Source organism: Ostreibacterium oceani (assembly GCF_009362845.1).
Lineage (GTDB): Bacteria > Pseudomonadota > Gammaproteobacteria > Cardiobacteriales > Ostreibacteriaceae > Ostreibacterium > Ostreibacterium oceani.
Genome location: NZ_WHNW01000004.1, coordinates 212,543 through 231,181 on the forward strand (window position 1 = coordinate 212,543; position 18,639 = coordinate 231,181).

The 18,639-nt window shown below is 46.0% G+C and carries 12 protein-coding genes; 9 read left to right on the forward strand and 3 right to left on the reverse strand.

The features are described 5' to 3' along the window. The first annotated feature begins 231 nt into the window (after nt 1–231). The 9 genes from GCU85_RS05285 to arsH all read left to right on the forward strand — a co-directional run bounded on the left by GCU85_RS05285 (nt 232) and on the right by arsH (nt 13,880). Complete coding sequence (locus tag GCU85_RS05285; protein WP_152810103.1) at nt 232–3,114, forward strand: SNF2-related protein; 2,883 nt, start codon at nt 232–234, stop codon at nt 3,112–3,114. Nucleotides 3,115–3,238: 124 nt separating this feature from the next. Beyond that, complete coding sequence (locus tag GCU85_RS05290; protein ID WP_152810105.1) at nt 3,239–4,057, forward strand: KilA-N domain-containing protein; 819 nt, start codon at nt 3,239–3,241, stop codon at nt 4,055–4,057. 104 nt (nt 4,058–4,161) lie between these two features. Then, nucleotides 4,162–4,503, forward strand: a complete 342-nt coding sequence (locus GCU85_RS05295) for a GxxExxY protein (RefSeq protein WP_235896229.1) — start codon at nt 4,162–4,164, stop codon at nt 4,501–4,503. Nucleotides 4,504–4,523: 20 nt separating this feature from the next. After that, the gene (locus GCU85_RS05300) at nt 4,524–7,943 is read left to right on the forward strand and encodes a site-specific DNA-methyltransferase (protein ID WP_218110560.1); all 3,420 of its coding nucleotides are present in this window, start codon (nt 4,524–4,526) and stop codon (nt 7,941–7,943) included. Beyond that, nucleotides 7,940–9,010, forward strand: coding sequence for a virulence RhuM family protein (locus GCU85_RS05305; protein WP_152810107.1), 1,071 nt, complete (start codon nt 7,940–7,942; stop codon nt 9,008–9,010). Before GCU85_RS05300 ends, GCU85_RS05305 begins: the two co-directional genes overlap by 4 nt. Further along, a complete protein-coding gene (locus GCU85_RS05310) occupies nt 9,010–12,249 on the forward strand; it encodes a DEAD/DEAH box helicase family protein (RefSeq protein ID WP_152810109.1) in 3,240 nt (1,079 codons plus the stop codon). Before GCU85_RS05305 ends, GCU85_RS05310 begins: the two co-directional genes overlap by 1 nt. Before the next feature lie 84 nt (nt 12,250–12,333). Beyond that, complete coding sequence (locus GCU85_RS05315; RefSeq protein ID WP_152810111.1) at nt 12,334–12,669, forward strand: metalloregulator ArsR/SmtB family transcription factor; 336 nt, start codon at nt 12,334–12,336, stop codon at nt 12,667–12,669. Nucleotides 12,670–12,684: 15 nt separating this feature from the next. Next, on the forward strand, nt 12,685–13,158 hold the full coding sequence (locus GCU85_RS05320) for an arsenate reductase ArsC (RefSeq protein ID WP_152810113.1): 474 nt from the start codon (nt 12,685–12,687) through the stop codon (nt 13,156–13,158). After that, nucleotides 13,158–13,880 carry an arsenical resistance protein ArsH gene (arsH, locus tag GCU85_RS05325; protein WP_152810115.1) on the forward strand — a complete coding sequence of 241 codons (723 nt, stop codon included), beginning with the start codon at nt 13,158–13,160 and terminating at the stop codon, nt 13,878–13,880. Before GCU85_RS05320 ends, arsH begins: the two co-directional genes overlap by 1 nt. Before the next feature lie 219 nt (nt 13,881–14,099). Here the strand turns inward: arsH and topA are convergent, their stop codons facing one another. From topA to dprA, 3 genes are all read right to left on the reverse strand, one after another. Continuing rightward, on the reverse strand, nt 14,100–16,715 hold the full coding sequence (gene topA / locus GCU85_RS05330; protein ID WP_152810117.1) for a type I DNA topoisomerase: 2,616 nt from the start codon (nt 16,713–16,715) through the stop codon (nt 14,100–14,102). Nucleotides 16,716–16,865: 150 nt separating this feature from the next. Next, complete coding sequence (locus GCU85_RS05335; RefSeq protein ID WP_152810118.1) at nt 16,866–17,354, reverse strand: DUF494 domain-containing protein; 489 nt, start codon at nt 17,352–17,354, stop codon at nt 16,866–16,868. Nucleotides 17,355–17,466: 112 nt separating this feature from the next. Continuing rightward, on the reverse strand, nt 17,467–18,630 hold the full coding sequence (gene dprA, locus GCU85_RS05340; protein WP_152810120.1) for a DNA-processing protein DprA: 1,164 nt from the start codon (nt 18,628–18,630) through the stop codon (nt 17,467–17,469). Nucleotides 18,631–18,639 lie beyond the last annotated feature (9 nt).

Consider the following 18,639-nt stretch of genomic DNA (forward strand, 5'->3'; position numbering starts at 1 on the left):
ACAGTAAAGTGATAATTTTTATACCGTTTTTCAGTTTGATACCGATGTTATGAGTCATTAATCCGGCATCCAAGTATGTTCGTTTTTAGACTTTACCGGTTTTAATCTATTATCGGTTGCAGAAACGGGTATAATTGCAATTTTTGGTGGTGTTAAGAATTAAGCTGTAAAAAATAGTTCTAATGCGTAAATAGAAGCGAATTATAATTAGGAGCAATGCAGTAAATCAATATGACGAAGTTTCATTCTAAATATTTCGCTCATGAATTGACTCGAACTGGAGGGAAGGGTGTGGACCGCCTTGGTCGTGCCTTGTTTGACGCTCGTGTTGACCTGAACCCACACCAGATAGAGGCGGCGCTCTTTGCTTTGAGATCGCCATTATCCAAGGGCGTTTTGCTGGCTGATGAAGTCGGTCTTGGTAAAACCATTGAGGCCGGACTGGTAATCTGTCAGAGTTGGGCAGAAAACTGTCGAAAACTATTGGTCGTGTGTCCTGCCTCCCTACGTAAGCAGTGGGCAGTTGAGCTGGAGGAGAAATTTAATTTACCCAGCCAGATTCTTGATGCTAAAACCTATCGCGATTTACAAAAAGCAGGCAACCCGAATCCTTTCGATGAACGAAAAATTATCATTTGCTCTATGCACTTTGTGGCCAGCAAAGCTATGGATATTCGAGCTATCCCATGGGATCTTGTTGTCATTGATGAAGCGCACAAACTAAGAAACGCATATAGGGAAAGCAACCGGATTGGTCAGGCTGTCAGACAAGCTACATTAGACAGAAAAAAATTACTGTTAACTGCTACTCCGCTACAAAACTCTCTTCTCGAACTTTACGGTCTTTCAACGCTGATAGATGAGAATATTTTTGGAGATCTTGCGTCTTTCAGAACTCAGTATATAAATTATGGCGGGGACGTTTCCGGACTTCGCGACCGCCTTCAAGGCTTTTGTTGGCGTACACTTCGCAGTCAAGTGGTTGAGTATGTTCCCTATACCGAACGTAAGCTGATTACGCGCCCATTTAAGCCTACAGAGCAGGAACATCATCTGTATGAGGCTGTTTCTAAATATTTAATGCGCGATGATACCTATGCCTTTCCTGCCAGACAAAAACACCTATTGATCCTACTTATTCGAAAGGTACTGGCATCTTCACCGACCGCGCTTGCCGGTACCCTTGAAATCATAAGAGAGCGATTAGAGGGGCTTTTGGAAAAGGCAAAAAATGGCCGTTCAGTCTCGCAAGCTTTAATCGAACAGGCGAATTTAGATGAAGACCTGCTGGATGAAATACTTGAAGATGAAGAGGATGATATCAGTGACATTATCCCGGAAAACAATGAGCCTGTTCGGGAAGAAGAACTCGATTTTGCCCGTCTTAGTAATGAAATAAATGAAATCAATCAATATATTGAATGGGCGCGAAGCATAGGAATAGACACTAAATCCAAAGCTTTACTCACAGCACTTGATGTCGGTTTTCAGAAAATGACTGAGATGGGGGCAGCTCGAAAAGCCGTCATTTTTACCGAGTCCCGAAGAACTCAGGATTGGTTATTGAATCATTTGAATAACCAAGGGTTTGCTGATCAGGTCATCACCTTCAATGGCACCAACAAAGATGATTCAACCGGAAAAATCTATACCGATTGGCTGGATGCCAACAAAGATACCGGGCGCATTACCGGCTCACGACAAATTGATATGAGGGAGGCAATCCTCGATCATTTCAAAAAAAGCGCAAGCATTTTAATCGCCACGGAAGCCGGAGCTGAAGGCTTGAACATGCAGTTTTGTTCTATGGTGATTAATTTCGATTTACCTTGGAACCCTCAACGAATCGAGCAGCGCATTGGTCGTTGTCATCGTTATGGGCAAAAGCATGATGTCGTTGTTATCAACTTTCTCAATGAAAAAAATGAGGCCGACAGACGAGTACATGAAATCCTGGAGCATAAATTCAATCTTTTCAGTGGCGTTTTTGGTGCCTCGGACGACGTACTTGGAACCATCGAATCGGGTGTGGATTTTGAACGCCGCGTGTTGGATATCTATCAAGAGTGCCGGACTGAAGATGAAATACAAAGTGCCTTTGCCGCCCTTCAAAAAGAACTGGAAGAATCCATCCAAATTAAGTTAAAAGATACCAGAAAAGTCCTGCTGGAAAACTTCGATGAAGACGTTCATGAAAGATTGAAAAGCAACCTGATCGGCACGCAAGAGAGACTCGACCGTATCGGCAAACAGTTCTGGGCCGTTACCAGGCATGTGCTGTCCGAACATGCGACGTTTAATGATTCCACGCTTTCTTTTACGCTCCACAAGCCGCTAGTTAACGGCACGAGGCTTGGCACCTACCATCTTGTTACAAAAAACAAGGAAGTGCAGAACAGCGAGTTTTTGTATCGACTGAGCCACCCTCTGGGAGAGCATGTCATTCAAATCGGTAAGGATTTACTCTGCCCCGTCTCAACGGTCGTGTTTGATATTACTAATAATCCGACGAAGATATCCGTCATTGAAAACCTCAAAGGAAGATCAGGCTGGCTTACACTCACTAAGCTCATAATTTCTTCGTTCGAATCAGAAGAATATTTGTTGTTTTCAGCAATCGATGATGCCGGAGAGAACCTTGGTCAGGAGACAATAGAAAAGCTCTTCAATTGTATTGGTTATGACAACCAAGAAACATCGCTGCCTGAACCGATAAGGCAAAGGCTCTTTGCAGATAGTGAAAGGCATATCAAGGCCACCATCACCAGAAACCTTGAAGATAACAATAAGCATCTGTCAGAAGCCTGTATTCAGCTCGATAAGTGGGCAGAAGACATGGAAAAGGCGGCGGCCAAAGAGATGGATGACACCAAACGCATGATTGCCGATATTCGCCGACAAGTCAGACTTGCTCCGACTATGCAGGAACAGGCCGAGCTTCAGGGCGAGCTAAAAAAGCTTGAAACCTTGCGCCGCAGACAACAACAGAAAATTTTTGATGTTGAAGATGAAATAGCCCAAAAACGGGATTCGCTGGTCGAACAGTTGACCAAGCGAATGGAGCAAAAAACAGAAACCCAGACACTTTTCACCATCCGCTGGGAGGTCAAGTAGTGAATCACGCAAGGCCCCCAAAACAAAGAAATAATCCGCAGATTACGCAGATGGACACAGATTTTTATCTGACGGAATTCAGTTGCATTGGAAATGGAAATAAAAATGAAAGTGGAGATGGGTGATGAGTAAGAATAATACGATCACAGTTTTAAATACTGAGGTAAAAATAAAGGCAATAGATCAAAATGACTTCATTTGCCTCACTGATATTGCAAAGTCCAGAAATCCCGATCATCCCGACGATTTAATCAGAAACTGGCTCAGAAATCGCAATACGTTGGAACTCCTTGGAATTTGGGAGCAGCTTCATAATCCTGATTTTAACCCCGTCGAATTCGACGGGATTAGAAAAAAGGCTGGGCTTAACAGCTTTACACTGACACCCAAACAATGGGTGTCGTTCACCGGAGCTATCGGAATCACATCAAAGGCAGGTCGCTACGGGGGCACTTTCGCACACAAAGACATTGCTTTTGAATTCGCCTCCTGGGTCTCTGTTGAATTCAAACTCTATCTTATTAAAGAGTTTCAACGGCTCAAAGAAGCAGAACAAAAGCAGCTTGGCTGGGATGTTGGGCGTCAACTTACCAAAATCAACTATCGTATTCACACCGATGCTATTAAAGAAAACCTGATTCCAGCGGAGCTGACCAAACAACAGGTTAGTTTTGTTTACGCCTCGGAAGCTGACATACTGAACATGGCGCTTTTCGGGAAAACTGCCAAACAGTGGCGGGATGAACACCCGAACGATAAGGGCAATATTCGAGATTACGCCAACGTGACACAACTGGTATGCTTGGCCAATCTGGAAAACCTGAATGCGCACTTTATTCAGCAGGGGTTGGAACAGCCTGAACGGCTTAGAATTTTGAATAATACAGCCATCCAGCAGATGAAGCTGTTAACGGAAGATAAAGCAGTTAAGAAATTACAATGAGCTACGAAGATAATAACCGCGAAACGCACGAAACACATGAAAAGGTTTTATTTCCTAATGAATGCTATGCCATTCAGGGTGTAATCTTTGATGTTTACAAATAAATGGGCTGTGGGTTCTTAGAAGTGGTTTATCAAGAATGCCTTGAGAGGGAACTCACCAAGCGGGCGATTCCTTTTCAGCCCCGGGTTGCGCTTCAACTGAATTATAAAGGTGAACCACTGAAACAGACCTATAAGCCTGATTTTATCTGTTACGAGAAGATCATCATTGAAATAAAGGCAGTTAAGGAACTGGGTGCCGACCATAAAGCCCAACGCTTGAATTACCTCAAAGCAACAGGACTTGAACTGGGCTTGCTCGTCAACTTTGGCAGTCACCCCAAAACTCAAATTATACGTATTGCAAATACTAACTTCCGCGATTTTCGCGCCTTTCGCGGTTAAAAATACAGGAGATTGAATTTATGCCGACTACCGAAAAACTGAGAAACAAGCTTATGGCCAAGCTGACGGAGCTGTTCCAGCTGGATCAGCCGGATCTTGATTTTGGATTCTATCGCATCATGCAGGCTAAATCCCAGCAGGTGAAGTCCTTCATCGATAAAGATCTCCTGCAGATTATTGAGGATGCCTTCGGGCAGGTTGATGAAGGCAGAAAGGCTGAACTCGCCGCTGCCGTGGAAAAAGCAATTCAAACCGCCAAAGACTTCGGAGCGCCAAATCCCGAAGAGACAGAACCGGTAAAAAAAGCCAAGGCGGCACTGGATGCCCTGCGCGACGGAGCCACCGCTGAATCCGACGTGTATGACCATCTGTACCGTTTCTTTGAACGATATTATGACGAAGGCGATTTTATATCTCGCCGGTATTACGCCCGAGAGAACGCCGGAAAGGCCGCTCCCTTTGCCATTCCATACAATGGCGAGGAGGTTAAGCTGCACTGGGCCAATGCGGACCAATACTACATTAAAACGGCAGAATACTTTTCCAACTACAGCTTCGATATTACCCAGGCTGCTGAAATCCGTAAGATGTCGGATGGAGAAAGGGTTCTAAACGGCATCCCGGAAAAAACGCTCAAGGTGCATTTCCGTATTGTCGATGCCAGCGAAGGTGAGCATGGCAATGTAAAGGCTGCCGAAGAAAAAAAGCGGTTTTTCATTCTGCACGAGGAAAATCCGGTGGAGTTCAACGATGCAGATGAGCTGGTTATCAATTTTGAATACAAAGCGCTACCCGGAGGGAAGAATGACGTTGATGCCGATACAGAGAAGGCATTGAAAGAAAAATTCGGCAAGAGCCTGAACAAAGGGGCTATGCCGAATCTGGCCATTGCTGCGAAGGTTATTGAGGCTGCTTCCGGGTCAGAAAAGGCCAAAGAATATCTCAGCGCATTGGGCCTGCATGCACCGACAGACAAGATTTCCAACAGACCGCTACTGGCGAAATATATCAACCAGTACACCGCCCGCAACACCTGCGACTACTTCATCCATAAAGACCTTTCAGGCTTCCTTAAACGAGAGCTGGACTTCTATATCAAAAACGAGGTGATGCACCTTGATGATATCGAAAATGCCGATGCCCCTGCCGTGGAAAACTATCTGGCCAAGCTCAAGGTCATCCGCAAGATTGCCACCAAGCTGATCGACTTCCTCGCCCAGCTGGAAGATTTTCAGAAAAAGCTCTGGCTGAAAAAGAAGTTCGTCACCGAGACCAACTACTGCATTACGCTGGATCGTATTCCCCAAGAGTTGTACGAAGAAATTGCAGCCAACGATGCGCAGCGTGAAGAATGGGTAAAGCTCTTTGCCATTGATGAGATAAAGAGCGACGCCGGAGGATTGCCCGGTATGGGGTCGCCGGAATATTCGGTTCCGCTGACGACCGACTTCCTGAAAGCGAACGACAAACTGGTATTGGATACTGCATTTTTCAGCAGTGATTTTAAGGCAAAGTTGATTGCGTCAATCGAGGACTTTGACGAACAGTGCGATGGCCTGCTGATTCATTCGGAGAATTTTCAGGCTTTGAACCTGTTGCAGGAGCGGTATCGGGAGCAGGTTAAGTTTATCTATATAGACCCTCCTTACAACACAGCATCCACACCAATCCTATATAAGAATGAGTATAAGCATTCTTCATGGGCATCTTTGATGTTTGATAGGCTTGCTACATCAAGGAACCTAATGAACAAGATTAATGGCATAAAGGCAGTAGCAATTGACGATGCAGAGATGGTTAACCTGTCTCAAGTCATCGAAGGAGTATATCCCGAATACAGGTTTTCAAAGGTAACAGTTGTTCACAATCCGAAAGGTTCTATTACTAAAGATTTTAACCGCGTTCATGAATACTGTCTATTCCTGACAAAGGAAGATGATAAGGCCGCAATAGCTAGGACTCTTGAGGAAAATAAGACACCTAGAAAAATGCGTCGTTGGGGTGAAAATTCACTTAGAACTGAGCGTCGTCTTTCTTTTTATCCAATATATGTGAAAGACGGCAAAATAGTTCGAGTTGGTGAGGTCCCGCCTGATGATTTTCATCCTTCAGGAAGAAATGTGAGCACTGATTCTGGCGAAATTGAAATTTGGCCAATTGATCAAGACGGAGTTGAAAGGCGTTGGAATTTTGGACTGGACTCAATACATGAAAACTTGCAACGGGTTACTATTCAAAAGGTTGATAACACCTTAGACCTCTTTTTAACACACGAGCTTACAGTCCCAAAGACCTTCTGGAATGGGGGTGAATTTGATGCAGGCAATTATGGGAACACACTTCTAATTAATATTCTCGGAAGCAAACTCTTTGATTTTCCAAAGTCAATAAAGCTTGTGAAGCGATGTGTTTATCTTGCTACCGCAAACAGTAAAGAATCTGTAGTTCTCGATTATTTTGGAGGTTCTGGAACAACTGCACATGCAACGATTGAGCTAAATAAAGAAGATGATGGAATACGTAAATATGTGCTGGCTGAAATGGGAGCACACTTCAACAATGTTCTTAAGCCTAGAACGCAAAAAGTCATCTATTCCCCAGACTGGAAAAACGGCAAACCGACAAGTCGTGACACAGGCATCTCTCACTGCTTCAAATATATCCGTCTTGAATCCTACGAAGACACACTGAACAACCTTGTCTTTGACGAAAATCCTGTTCGTGGCAAAGCCATCGAAAGCAACCCATCGCTTAAAGAGGACTACATGCTCCGCTATCTGCTGAATGTGGAAACCCGGGGCAGTCAGAGTTTGTTGAATATAGATGCTTTTGCTGACCCAACGGCCTACTCCCTTCTGGTGAAAAGACCCGGCAGTGATGAACAGGTCACAAAAAATATCGACCTGATAGAAACCTTTAATTACTTGCTTGGCCTGCGCCTTGAAAACATGGCCGCCCCGCAGACCTTTACTGCCAGCTTTACCCGCAAGCCCGATCCTGAACTGCCCGAAGACCAGCATACTAAGCTGGTGGTGGATGGAAAAATTAAGACAATCAACAATGAACAATTAACAATGAACAAAAATGGCAATACTGATAATTGTTCATTGTCTACTGATCATTGTAAAATCTGGTGGTTCCGCAAGCTGGAAGGCTGGGTTCCAGCCGATCCGATGAACCCGAACAACGGTCAGAAAGAGCGTGTGCTGATCGTGTGGCGTAAGCTCACCGGTAATCTGGAAGAAGATAACCTGATGCTGGACGAGTGGTTCGAAAAATACCGCATTTCAACCCGCGACTTTGAATACGACACCATCTATGTCAACGGCTCCAACAACCTGCCCAACCTGAAAAAGGATGACGAGAACTGGAAGGTCCGCCTCATTGAAGAGGAGTTCCACAAGAAAATGTGGAATGATGAAGGGGGAATGGGGAAATGAAGAAAGCGGATAAAAAACGGATACCCCTTTCTCGCAAGAGCGAAACAGATCTCATCCGTTCATCGGCGGCTGAATATTTGACCTTTGTGGCGGCAACCGGCGACGGTGGCGTTGAGGCGGTATACGCGGATGAAAACATCTGGCTGTCCCAAAAGATGATGGGCGTGCTCTACGACGTCAATGTGCGCACGGTGAATGAACACCTGAAAAAGATTGTTGCTGACAGCGAGTTGCAGGAAGATTCAGTTATCCGGAAATTCCGGATAACTGCCGCCGATGGCAAAAATTACAACACCTTGCACTATAATCTATCGGCCATTATTGCGGTCGGTTATAAGGTCAACTCGGAACGTGCCGTCCAATTCCGAAAGTGGGCCACCACCATCATAAAGGAGTATACCATCAAAGCCTATGTGATGGATGACGAGCGCATCAAAAGCGGCGGTTCGATTCTAACGGAACAATACTTTGAAGAGCAGCTGGAACGTATTCGGGAAATACGTCTTTCTGAGCGCAAATTCTACCAGAAGATTACCGACATTTACGCGACGTCCATTGACTATGATGTGACTGCTCAGGCGACCAAACGCTTTTTTGCAACCGTACAAAACAAGCTGCATTGGGCTATTCATGGACAGACCGCTGCCGAAGTGATCGTTGATCGGGCGGACCATCAAAAACAAAACATGGGCCTGACGACCTGGAAGGACGCTCCAAAAGGTAAAATCCAGAAGTTTGACGTCAGTGTAGCCAAAAATTACCTGACCGAAAACGAAATGGCACAATTGAGCCGATTGGTGAACGCTTATCTGGATGTGGCTGAAGACATGGCCTTGCGCAAGATGCCTATGACAATGCAGGATTGGGAAACACGGCTGAATAAATTCATAGAAGCTACCGACCGCAAAATCCTGCAAGATGTTGGAAGGGTAACGGCGGAAATTGCCAAGGCCCATGCTGAAAGCGAGTTTGAAAAATACCGTACCATTCAGGATCGGCTTTTTGAGAGCGACTTCGATCGTCTATTGAAACAGATAGAAGCCACCCCAAAAGAGGGAGACACGTAATGGCAAAACAAAAATCCAAAGGACCTAAACAGCATAAATTCAGGGACAAGCTTCTCCTGAATCAATGGCTGATGAGCTTGTTCGGTATTGATCCGCTTGCCGAAGACGCATCGATACGTCCCTTTCACAAACTGGCTGAGCCTATTCGTCATCCCAAGCTGGAAGGTTTCGACAAGGATAATCTACACAACTTCTACCATGCACTGGTTAACAGCAATCTGTTTTGGGATGATGGTGTACAACTGAGCAAATCACAGTTGCTGGCCTATGAAGAGAATATTGTCAGACACACTCAAGCGATCAATGCCAAGCGTCATCGTCCCGTGGTCTGGAAGTATTATCAGTGGCTTTCGCTTTTGTTTGTTGAAATCTATCTCGACCGTTATTTCAGTGACCGGGAGTCTTTGCTCGCTGCGCTAAACGAGTATGTTGACCGTTTTAACAGCCGCTACTTGGAATATGCCGATATGGCCTATTTCAATGAAGACGAGCTGAACAAGCTCTCTTTGCAGAATGCCACTGGCTCAGGCAAAACGCTGCTGATGCATGTCAATTACCTGCAGTATAAGCACTACTCAAAAAAATACGGCAAAGAGAAGAATCTCTCCAGAGCAGTTCTTATCTCACCCAATGAGCGTCTAAGTAATCAACATTTAACCGAATTTCATGAAAGTAATATTAATTCGGCGTTACTTGAAAAAAAACAAATTTCAACGGCTGACATTGATGTAGTTGAGATTACAAAATTAGGTCATAAAGAAGGACCGGGAACAATTGCAACTCGCAGTCTTGGCGATCAGAATTTGCTGCTTGTTGACGAAGGGCATCGCGGCCTTTCAGGGAAAAACGCCAAGACGGATGAAAACGCATGGTTTAAAAACCGTGCCATGCTATGTGAAAAAGGCTTTACCTTCGAATACTCGGCAACCTTTGATCAGGCCGTTTCCGGTACGGGACACGAAGACGACTATGCAAAAACGGTTGTTTTTGACTACTCCTACCGTTGGTTTTATGAGGATGGCTTTGGCAAAGACTATCAAATTCTCAACTTACCAAAATCATTTGAGGATTTAAAAGCCGTCTATTTAACCGCCTGTCTGCTTAAGTTCTATCAGCAGCTTGATATCTATGAGGACAAGCGCGAGGAATTGCATCCTTTTAATATTGAGAAGCCTTTATGGGTTTTTGTTGGGAGCACCGTAACCGGTGGCAAGCTCGGGAAGGACGAACAGATTGTCGCCACCGATGTGGCCCAGATTATCGCATTCATAGCCGATTTTCTCTCGAACAAAGATAAGGCTTGCAAGCGTATGGAGGAAATTCTGACCGGAAACGGACAGGACACCGGTCTATTGGATAGTAATGGCGTTGATATTTTTGAAGGCTCATTTACATGGCTGGCCAAAACAATGAACGCAGGGCTTTCTTATGACGATCTTTACAAAAATATCCTTCAATTGCTGTTCAACACAAACACCGGCGGGCATCTTGCCCTTGATCGCGTAAAAGGAGAATCTGGGGAAATTGCGCTGCGGGTCGGCACGTCAGAGACACCTTTTGGGCTGATTAATGTTGGTGATGCTAAAGCGCTTGCGGAGCATATTGAAAGTGTAGCGAAACAAGATGGTTTGTCACTGTCTGTTGAGGATAGCGACTTCTCGGAAGCGGCCTTTGATTCTGTTAAGGATTCCGCCTCCCCAGTCAACCTGCTTATCGGCTCAAAGAAGTTTGTCGAAGGCTGGGACTGCTGGCGAGTGAGTACCCTTGGTTTAATGCATGTTGGTAAAAGCGAAGGGGCACAAATTATTCAGCTTTTTGGACGTGGCGTGCGACTGAAAGGATACCAATGGAGTCTCAAGCGAAGTGGGCATAGCTATGCTGCGTCCATTCCTTCATATATCGAGGAACTGGAGACGCTGAACGTATTCGGTGTGGAAGCTGATTTTATGGAGAAATTCCGCCAATTCCTTGCCGATGAAGGATTGCCCGGCAATGAGCGCAGACGTGTGTTTACCATACCGCTGAATGTCACCTATGACTTCGGCAAAAAGTTACAGATTATCAGGCCAAAACGAAAAGCGGATGACGGAAAAGAATATGACTTTAAAAAGGATGCTCCCGTCCCCAGCTTGGGTCAGCTAACAGAGTATCTTCAGCTACACCCGGTTGTGTCTGACTGGTATCCGCGTATTCAATCCATCCACTCAAAGAAGACTGCCGAGGCGATCAAAAAAGATGATGTGAAATTGGCTGACAGGCATATCTCGCTACTGAATATGGATGCGTTGTATTTCGAACTCGAGCAGTTCAAGCGTGAGAGAAGTTGGTACAACCTGAATATTGATAAAACAGGTATCCAAAAGCTCCTTGCTGATACAACATGGTACACCCTCTATCTGCCGACCAGCCGATTGGAACCAACTAGTTTTGATGATGTTTTATTATTGCAACAGGTGGCAACCGAACTCCTCAAGAGGTTCTGCGATCATTATTACAACTATTGTAAACGGTCATTTATTGAACCACGCCTTGAGCTAAGAGAGCTTACGCCGGAAGATGACAATATCCCTCAGGAAGATTTTTATCAACTCATCGTCGATGGCAGTGAAGAACAGGTAATTTCTGGAATTATTAAAGTGCAAAAAGAACTGGAGGAAAACAAGCAATCACTGCTTAAAGCAGGCGAGCTCCAAGCCTGTAAATTCGGGATGCATCTTTTTGCGCCGCTCTTCCATGTAAGAAAAGGTGGAAAAATTACTATTTTGCCAGTAGCGCTGAACCAAAGTGAATTTCAATTTGTGACGGATCTAAAAGAATGGTCCGAAACCAATACTGACCAACTTCAAAAGGACGGTGTTGAACTCTTTTTGCTTAGAAACTTAAGTCGTGGAAAAGGTGTGGGTTTTTTTGAGGCGGGTAATTTCCATCCCGACTTTATTCTGTGGATGATTGTTGATGGCAAACAATATGTCACCTTCATTGAGCCGCACGGGCTGCTTCACGAAGGCCCTGCGAGTGAGAAGGTGCAATTCCACAAGCGCATCAAAGATATCGAAATGCGCTTTGCCAACCCGGATGTCATTCTCAACAGTTTTATTCTGTCGTGGACAAAATACCCACATCTTCGTTGGGGAATCTCGCAGGAAGAGCTGGAAGCCAATCATGTGCTCTTCATGACGGATGACCGGAATGGATATATTGACAAATTGTTTGATAGGTTAAAAGTGATTGCAAAATAGTAAACTAGTATTGTCTATGCCTAGCTTGCATTTAACCCCATATATGCGATAATCCACATATATGAAAAAACGAATATATAAATTATGACCCCGGTTAGTTTTTATAAATGTTTGGCGGATGAGACGCGGTTGCAGTCGGTGTTGTTGATTGCGGTGTGTGGGGAGCTTTGTGTTTGTGATTTGATGGTGGGGCTTTCGATGGAGCAGCCTAAGGTGTCGCGGCATTTGGCGCAGTTGCGTAGCTGTGGTGTGCTTTTGGATGAGCGTCGGGGGAAGTGGGTGTATTATCGTTTGCATCCGGATTTGCCGAGTTGGGCGCGGGAGGTGGTGTTGCTGACGGCGGCGCAAAATGGTGATTATTTTTCGGCGGCGCTTAAGCGCGTTAAATCGTCTCAGGCGCAAACGCGTAATTGTGGTTAATGATAAGGGTCAGTGATGAAAATTCTCTATATTTGTACGCATAATCGCTGTCGCAGTATTTTATCTGAGGCGATTACCAATGACTTAGCCGGTGATGTGATTACGGCGAAAAGCGCGGGCAGTGCGCCGGCTGGGGAGGTGCATCCGCTGACGCTGAAATATTTGGCGCAATCGGGTTATAAAACCGCGCATCTTCGCAGTCAATCGTGGGATGATTTTGCGGATTTTGCCCCGGATGTGGTGGTGACGTTATGCGACTCGGCGGCGGGGGAATCGTGTCCGGTTTATTTTGGCAAAAGTATTAAATTACATTGGGGGCTGAATGACCCATCGAAAAACACGGATTCTGATGCGGCAACCGAGCAGGCGTTTTTGCAGTGTATTTCGGTTATTGAAAAACGCGTGGCGGCGCTAAAGGCGATTGTCGAACTTGGGGCTCAGGGTGAGGATTTCGTGTCGCAATTACGGCAAATTGGGGAGATTGTCTAATGTCGCAAAGTGAGTTAAAAAACATTGAATTTGAACATTTCAAGGTTCCAGAGCAGGCGCATTTTATGCACACGCCATCGACGGCCTCGACACATGAACCGCGTATACTATTGTTGTATGGGTCGCTTAGAGCGCGCTCATTTAGCCGCTTGGTGGTTGAGGAGTGTGCGCGGTTATTAACGGCGATGGGGGCGCAGGCGCGTATTTTTAATCCGCATGGATTGCCGCAAACGGATAGTGATGATGGCTCGCATCCCAAGGTGCAGGAGTTGCGCGAGTTAATGACCTGGTCAGAGGGGCAGGTATGGTGTTCGCCGGAGCGTCATGGTTCGATGACGAGTATATTTAAGAGTCAGATAGACTGGGTGCCGCTGAGTATTGGTGCGGTGCGCCCGACGCAAGGTAAGACGCTAGCAGTGATGCAAGTGTGCGGCGGTTCGCAGTCGTTTAATACGGTAAATCAATTGCGTATATTGGGACGCTGGATGCGTATGGTGACGATTCCGAATCAATCGTCTGTGGCGAAGGCGTTTTTGGAGTTTGATGATGATAATCGCATGAAGCCCTCTGCGTACTATAATCGTATTGTGGATGTGATGGAGGAGCTGATGAAGTTTACGTTATTGCTGCGAGACCATAAAGAATATATGGTTGATCGTTATTCGGAGCGTGTCGAAAGCGCTGAGCAGTTAAGTGCACGGGTCAATCAACGTAACATATAGCGTGACGCAATTGGTAGTACGCCACTGATAGGGCATACGCTGATAGGCCATACTTTTTATCAGGCTCACCAGACACCAAATTCACCAGACACCAGACACCAGACTTAACCGCACTGAGATATACACGCCACGGTACAATCGCTGAGGTATGATTGCCGCTATGCCTTTCGGTGCGTAGGGGTGCGTAGGGTTTGGTTTTGACTACTACAACTACCGCCGCTATTTGCTACTGGTGCTTTTCGTCGTCGTTTTTGTGGTTTTCGTGGTGGTTGCTTTCTTAGTGGTTGCTTTCTTAGCAGCAGGCTTTTTAGCGGCAGGCTTTTTAGCGGCAGGTTTCTTGGCTGTTGCTTTTTTGGCGGTTTTTTTCGTGGGTTTCTTCTGCTCGATTAGCTTGGTTGCGGCTTCTAGCGTGAGTTTTTCGACGTCAAAATCCTTGCCCAGCTCAACTTTGGTTTTGCCTTTGATGATGTTAAATCGGCCCCAGCGCGCTTTTTCGACGCGAATACCTGCCTCTGGCCAGTGGTGGATGAGTTTTTCCTTTTCCTTACGTTTTTTGTCTTCGATAAGGGTGACAATATCCTCGTGGCTTAGATTGTCGTAGTCATATTTTTTGGGGATATTAATAAACAGATTGTTCCATTTAAGGTATGGGCCAAATCGACCAACGGCTTTTTGTACGGGTTTGCTTTCGTATTCTGCAATTGGGGCGTCGGCTTTTTGTTTGGCAATAATTAGCTCAACCGCTTCGTCGTAGCTGACGGTAAACGGATTTTTGCTTTTGCCCAGTGAAATATACTGACCATCGTATTTGACGTAGGGGCCGTAACGGCCTTCGTTGACTTCGACGGCATGGCCTTCGTAATCGCCGAGATTGAGGGGCAGTTCAAATAATTTTAATGCCTGTTCTAGCGTGATTTCATCAAACGCCAAATCGCCAATAAGGCTAGCAAATTGCGGCTTTTCTTCGTCTTCTTTGGTGCCTAATTGGACAAAAGGCCCATAGCGACCAAACCGCACCGAAACGGGTTTACCCGTTTTTTTGTCAATGCCGAGTTCTCGTGCTTGCATGACTTCTTCGCGCGGCACGGCCATTTTTTCCTCAACATTTTTTGAAAAAGTCTGCCAAAATTCGTCTAGCAGGGTCAGCCAGTCCTTTTTGCCATCGGCAACGACATCTAGCTCGTCTTCGAGTTTTGCGGTAAAGTCATAGTCAACGTAACGGCTAAAATGTTTGGTTAAAAACAAATTAACGATTTTTCCTGTGGCAGTCGGCGATAGTCGGCGTTTGTCACTAATGACATATTCGCGATTGAGTAGCGTTTGAATAATCGATGCGTAGGTAGAGGGGCGACCGATGTCGTATTCTTCTAATGCCTTAACTAGGGTTGCTTCGCTGTAGCGGGGCGGCGGCTCGGTGAAATGCTGTGATGGAATAATATCGGTTAGTTGCAGTGTCTCACCAACGCTAAGCGGCGGAAGAATCGTGCCGCTGTCGCCAGTCGTCTCGGCGTTATCAGTGTTGTCGGCGTCGGCGTTATTTGGGGTGTTCTCGGTTTTTGTGATGCCAATTTGATAAACGGCCAAAAAACCAGGGTGCTTGATAGTCGAGCCGCTGGCTTTGAATGTAGCGGTCGTGCCGCACGCAAACGTGACCCCTACGGTATCCAGTATAGCGGGTGTCATTTGCGACGCAATGGCGCGTTTCCAGATCAAATCATAGAGCCGCCACAAGTCGTTGTCGAGCAGGCTGCGAAGCCGCTGTGGGGATTGACTCGCCGAGGTTGGGCGAATGGCTTCGTGCGCCTCTTGGGCGTTTTTAGACTTGGTTTTAAAGCGTCGCGGTTTGTCGGGGAGATAATCATCGCCAAAAGTGGTTTGAATATGCTGTCTAAACTGAGAAATGGCATCGTTCGATAAGCTGACAGAGTCCGTACGCATATAGGTGATTTTGCCTTCCTCGTAGAGTTTTTGCGCGAGCCGCATCGTGCGTGTTGCGCCAAAGCCTAATTTATTAGCGGCTTCTTGTTGCAGTGTCGAGGTAATAAAAGGCGGCGATGGGTTGCGTTTGCGTTCCTTTTTCTCGATGTCGGCAACGGTGAGCTTGCCGTCAGCGGCTGCTTTGATCTGCGCAACCGTTTGGCTTGCTTGTTCTGCGCTATTGATGTCAAATTGTTTTAGCTTAACATCCTGAAATGTCGTTAGTTTGGCTTCAAAAGTGTGTTGCGATTTCTGCAGTCCAGCCTTGATTTGCCAAAATTCTTGGCTAACAAAGGCGTCTATTTCTGCTTCGCGCTGGCAAATCAGCCGCAAAGCAGGCGATTGTACACGTCCTGCGGACAATCCTGATTGGACCTTGCGCCACAGCAGTGGTGATAAATTAAAGCCAACTAAAAAATCCAGTGCGCTGCGTGCTTGTTGGGCATTGACTAAATCCATAGAGATGCTGCGCGCATTTTTGATGGCTTGTTTGATAGCCGATTCAGTAATTTCATTGAAAACTACGCGGCTAGTTGCTTTGTCTTTCAGCTTGCCCTGCTGCTTGAGGACTTCGTATAGATGCCAAGATATGGCTTCGCCTTCTCTATCAGGGTCAGTCGCGAGATAAAGCGTATCCGCATCGCGTAGCGCACTGATAATCGCGTTAATGTGGCGCTTTGCGTCAGGCGAGACTTCGTAATCCATTGCAAAATGGTTATTGGGGTCAACCGCGTCAGTTTTTTTTCGTAGTTGGCGAACATGGCCATACGAGGCTAATACCGTGAAATCCTTGCCTAGGTATTTGTTGATGGTTTTGGCTTTAGCAGGTGATTCCACCACGAGTACGTTTTTTGTCATAATTTAGATATTTTTTCGCTATGTGCTATGGGTTTGTGGCGTTGTTAGTAATGGGTTTAATGGTGTTTTTGTTTGTATATTTGTTCTGTTGTTCGTTTTGCTATTCGTTTTGCTATTCGTTTTGCTATTCGTTTTTTGAGGCGTGTTGCATCAATGAAATACAGCGGGTGAAATTTCGTCGCTCAGCAAATGAGATAACCATTCTCTATCGGCGACTTTGTCTTGGCGATGATAAAGGCTCATCAGCGCGACCCACATGACGTCTTCGAGTAATAATTTGGACTCGTCTAGCGTCATGAGTTTGGCGATAATGGTTTCACGCAGTGGCGCATCGATGACGTGCATTTGTGTGAGTTTGTTGATAAAGCCGCGACTTTCGACTGAGATTTTTTGTTTTTCAGCCGCGCTAAACCAACGGATGCTTTGTTGGCTGGGTAGCTGCAAAAAATGATGGTTTTGCTGGATGTCGTTTAAGTCAACAAACCAATCGAGCGCACGATTGATGGTTTTTTCAGTAAAGCCCGCCTCATTGAGCGTTTGTTGCATTTCGTTGAGACTGGCGTTACCCTTTTGCTCATAAATAATATGATCAAACAAGTAGAGTAACGTGTCTAAGATAGAATAATTGTCTTGTTGCATGTGTTTGCTCGTTGTGTGCTCGTTTTAATCTGTGGCTTGTGTCGGTTGTGCTGTTGTTTATTGTGTTGTGTGTATTGTGTTGTGTGTATTGTGTCTTTTGTATTGGTCGATGTTAGTGTGTCTTTTTCTGGTAGCGACCACCCGCTTGTTTGGTGACGTGTCCATCCAGCTCAAGTATCAACAAGATAGAAGAGACTTGTCCAGCAGGCAAACCGCTACGCTTGGCAATCAAATCGACGGGCTGCGGTTCAAAAGTCAATGCTTGCCAAAGTGCGGACTTCTCAGGGTCATCTGTCACACTAGCGGGCAAATCAGCAAAACGCGGCGGCGTGTCGATTGGATGATGCGCCAAATCAATATTTACTTTTTCTAGCGTATCAGATTTTTGACTTTCTACAAACGTTAAAAGTTGCGCTTGTAGTTCTTCAAAGATATCGTTTGCCGTTTCCACCAGTTTTCCACCCTTTCGAATCAGATGGTTACAGCCTCGGGCGAGTGGGTTGTGGATAGAGCCTGGGATGGCAAAAACTTCTCGACCTTGCTCGAGTGCGGTTTGTGCAGTAATGAGTGACCCGCTTTTTAATGAAGCCTCTATCACCAGCGTGCCCAAGGTTAGCCCGCTAATGATGCGATTTCGTCTAGGGAAAGCTTGTGGCAAGACAGGTGTGCCAACGGGTAATTCGGTGACTACGCAACCTGCGTCTGTGATTTGGTGTGCCAAATCATGGTGTTTGGCGGGATAAATTCGATCGGGGCCCGTCCCCATGACGGCAATCGTTTGCCCTTGTTCCAATGCGCCTTGATGTGCTGCGCCGTCTATCCCAGTGGCGAGTCCGCTAGTAATGACAAGCCCTTGCTTGGCCAAAAAAGCGGCAAAGGCATGGGCATTATCGATACCCTCGTGAGAGGGTGAGCGGCTACCAACGATGGCCAGCTGCGGCGCGTTAAGGTATTCGATGTCGCCTCGAATAAACAACAACGGTGGCGGGTCGGCAATGGTGCGAAGTAGGGCTGGATACTCTGGGCTGGCTAGGGTTAGAATATGTGCGTTAGCGTTTTTCTGTAGCCAATCTATGTCGGTTTCTGCGTCGTGAAAGGCGTTCGTTATATCGCTGGGTGAAATGGTCGTGCCTGCGCGTTTTTTGTCCGTGCTCGACGCGCAAAAAAAAGCCTTCGGTTCTCCGAAGGCGTCGAGAATTTTTTGAAACCGTTTGGCGCCTATGCGTGGCATTCGCCACAGCGCGCACCAAGCTTGTAATTCATCTAAATTCTGCATGATAACAGG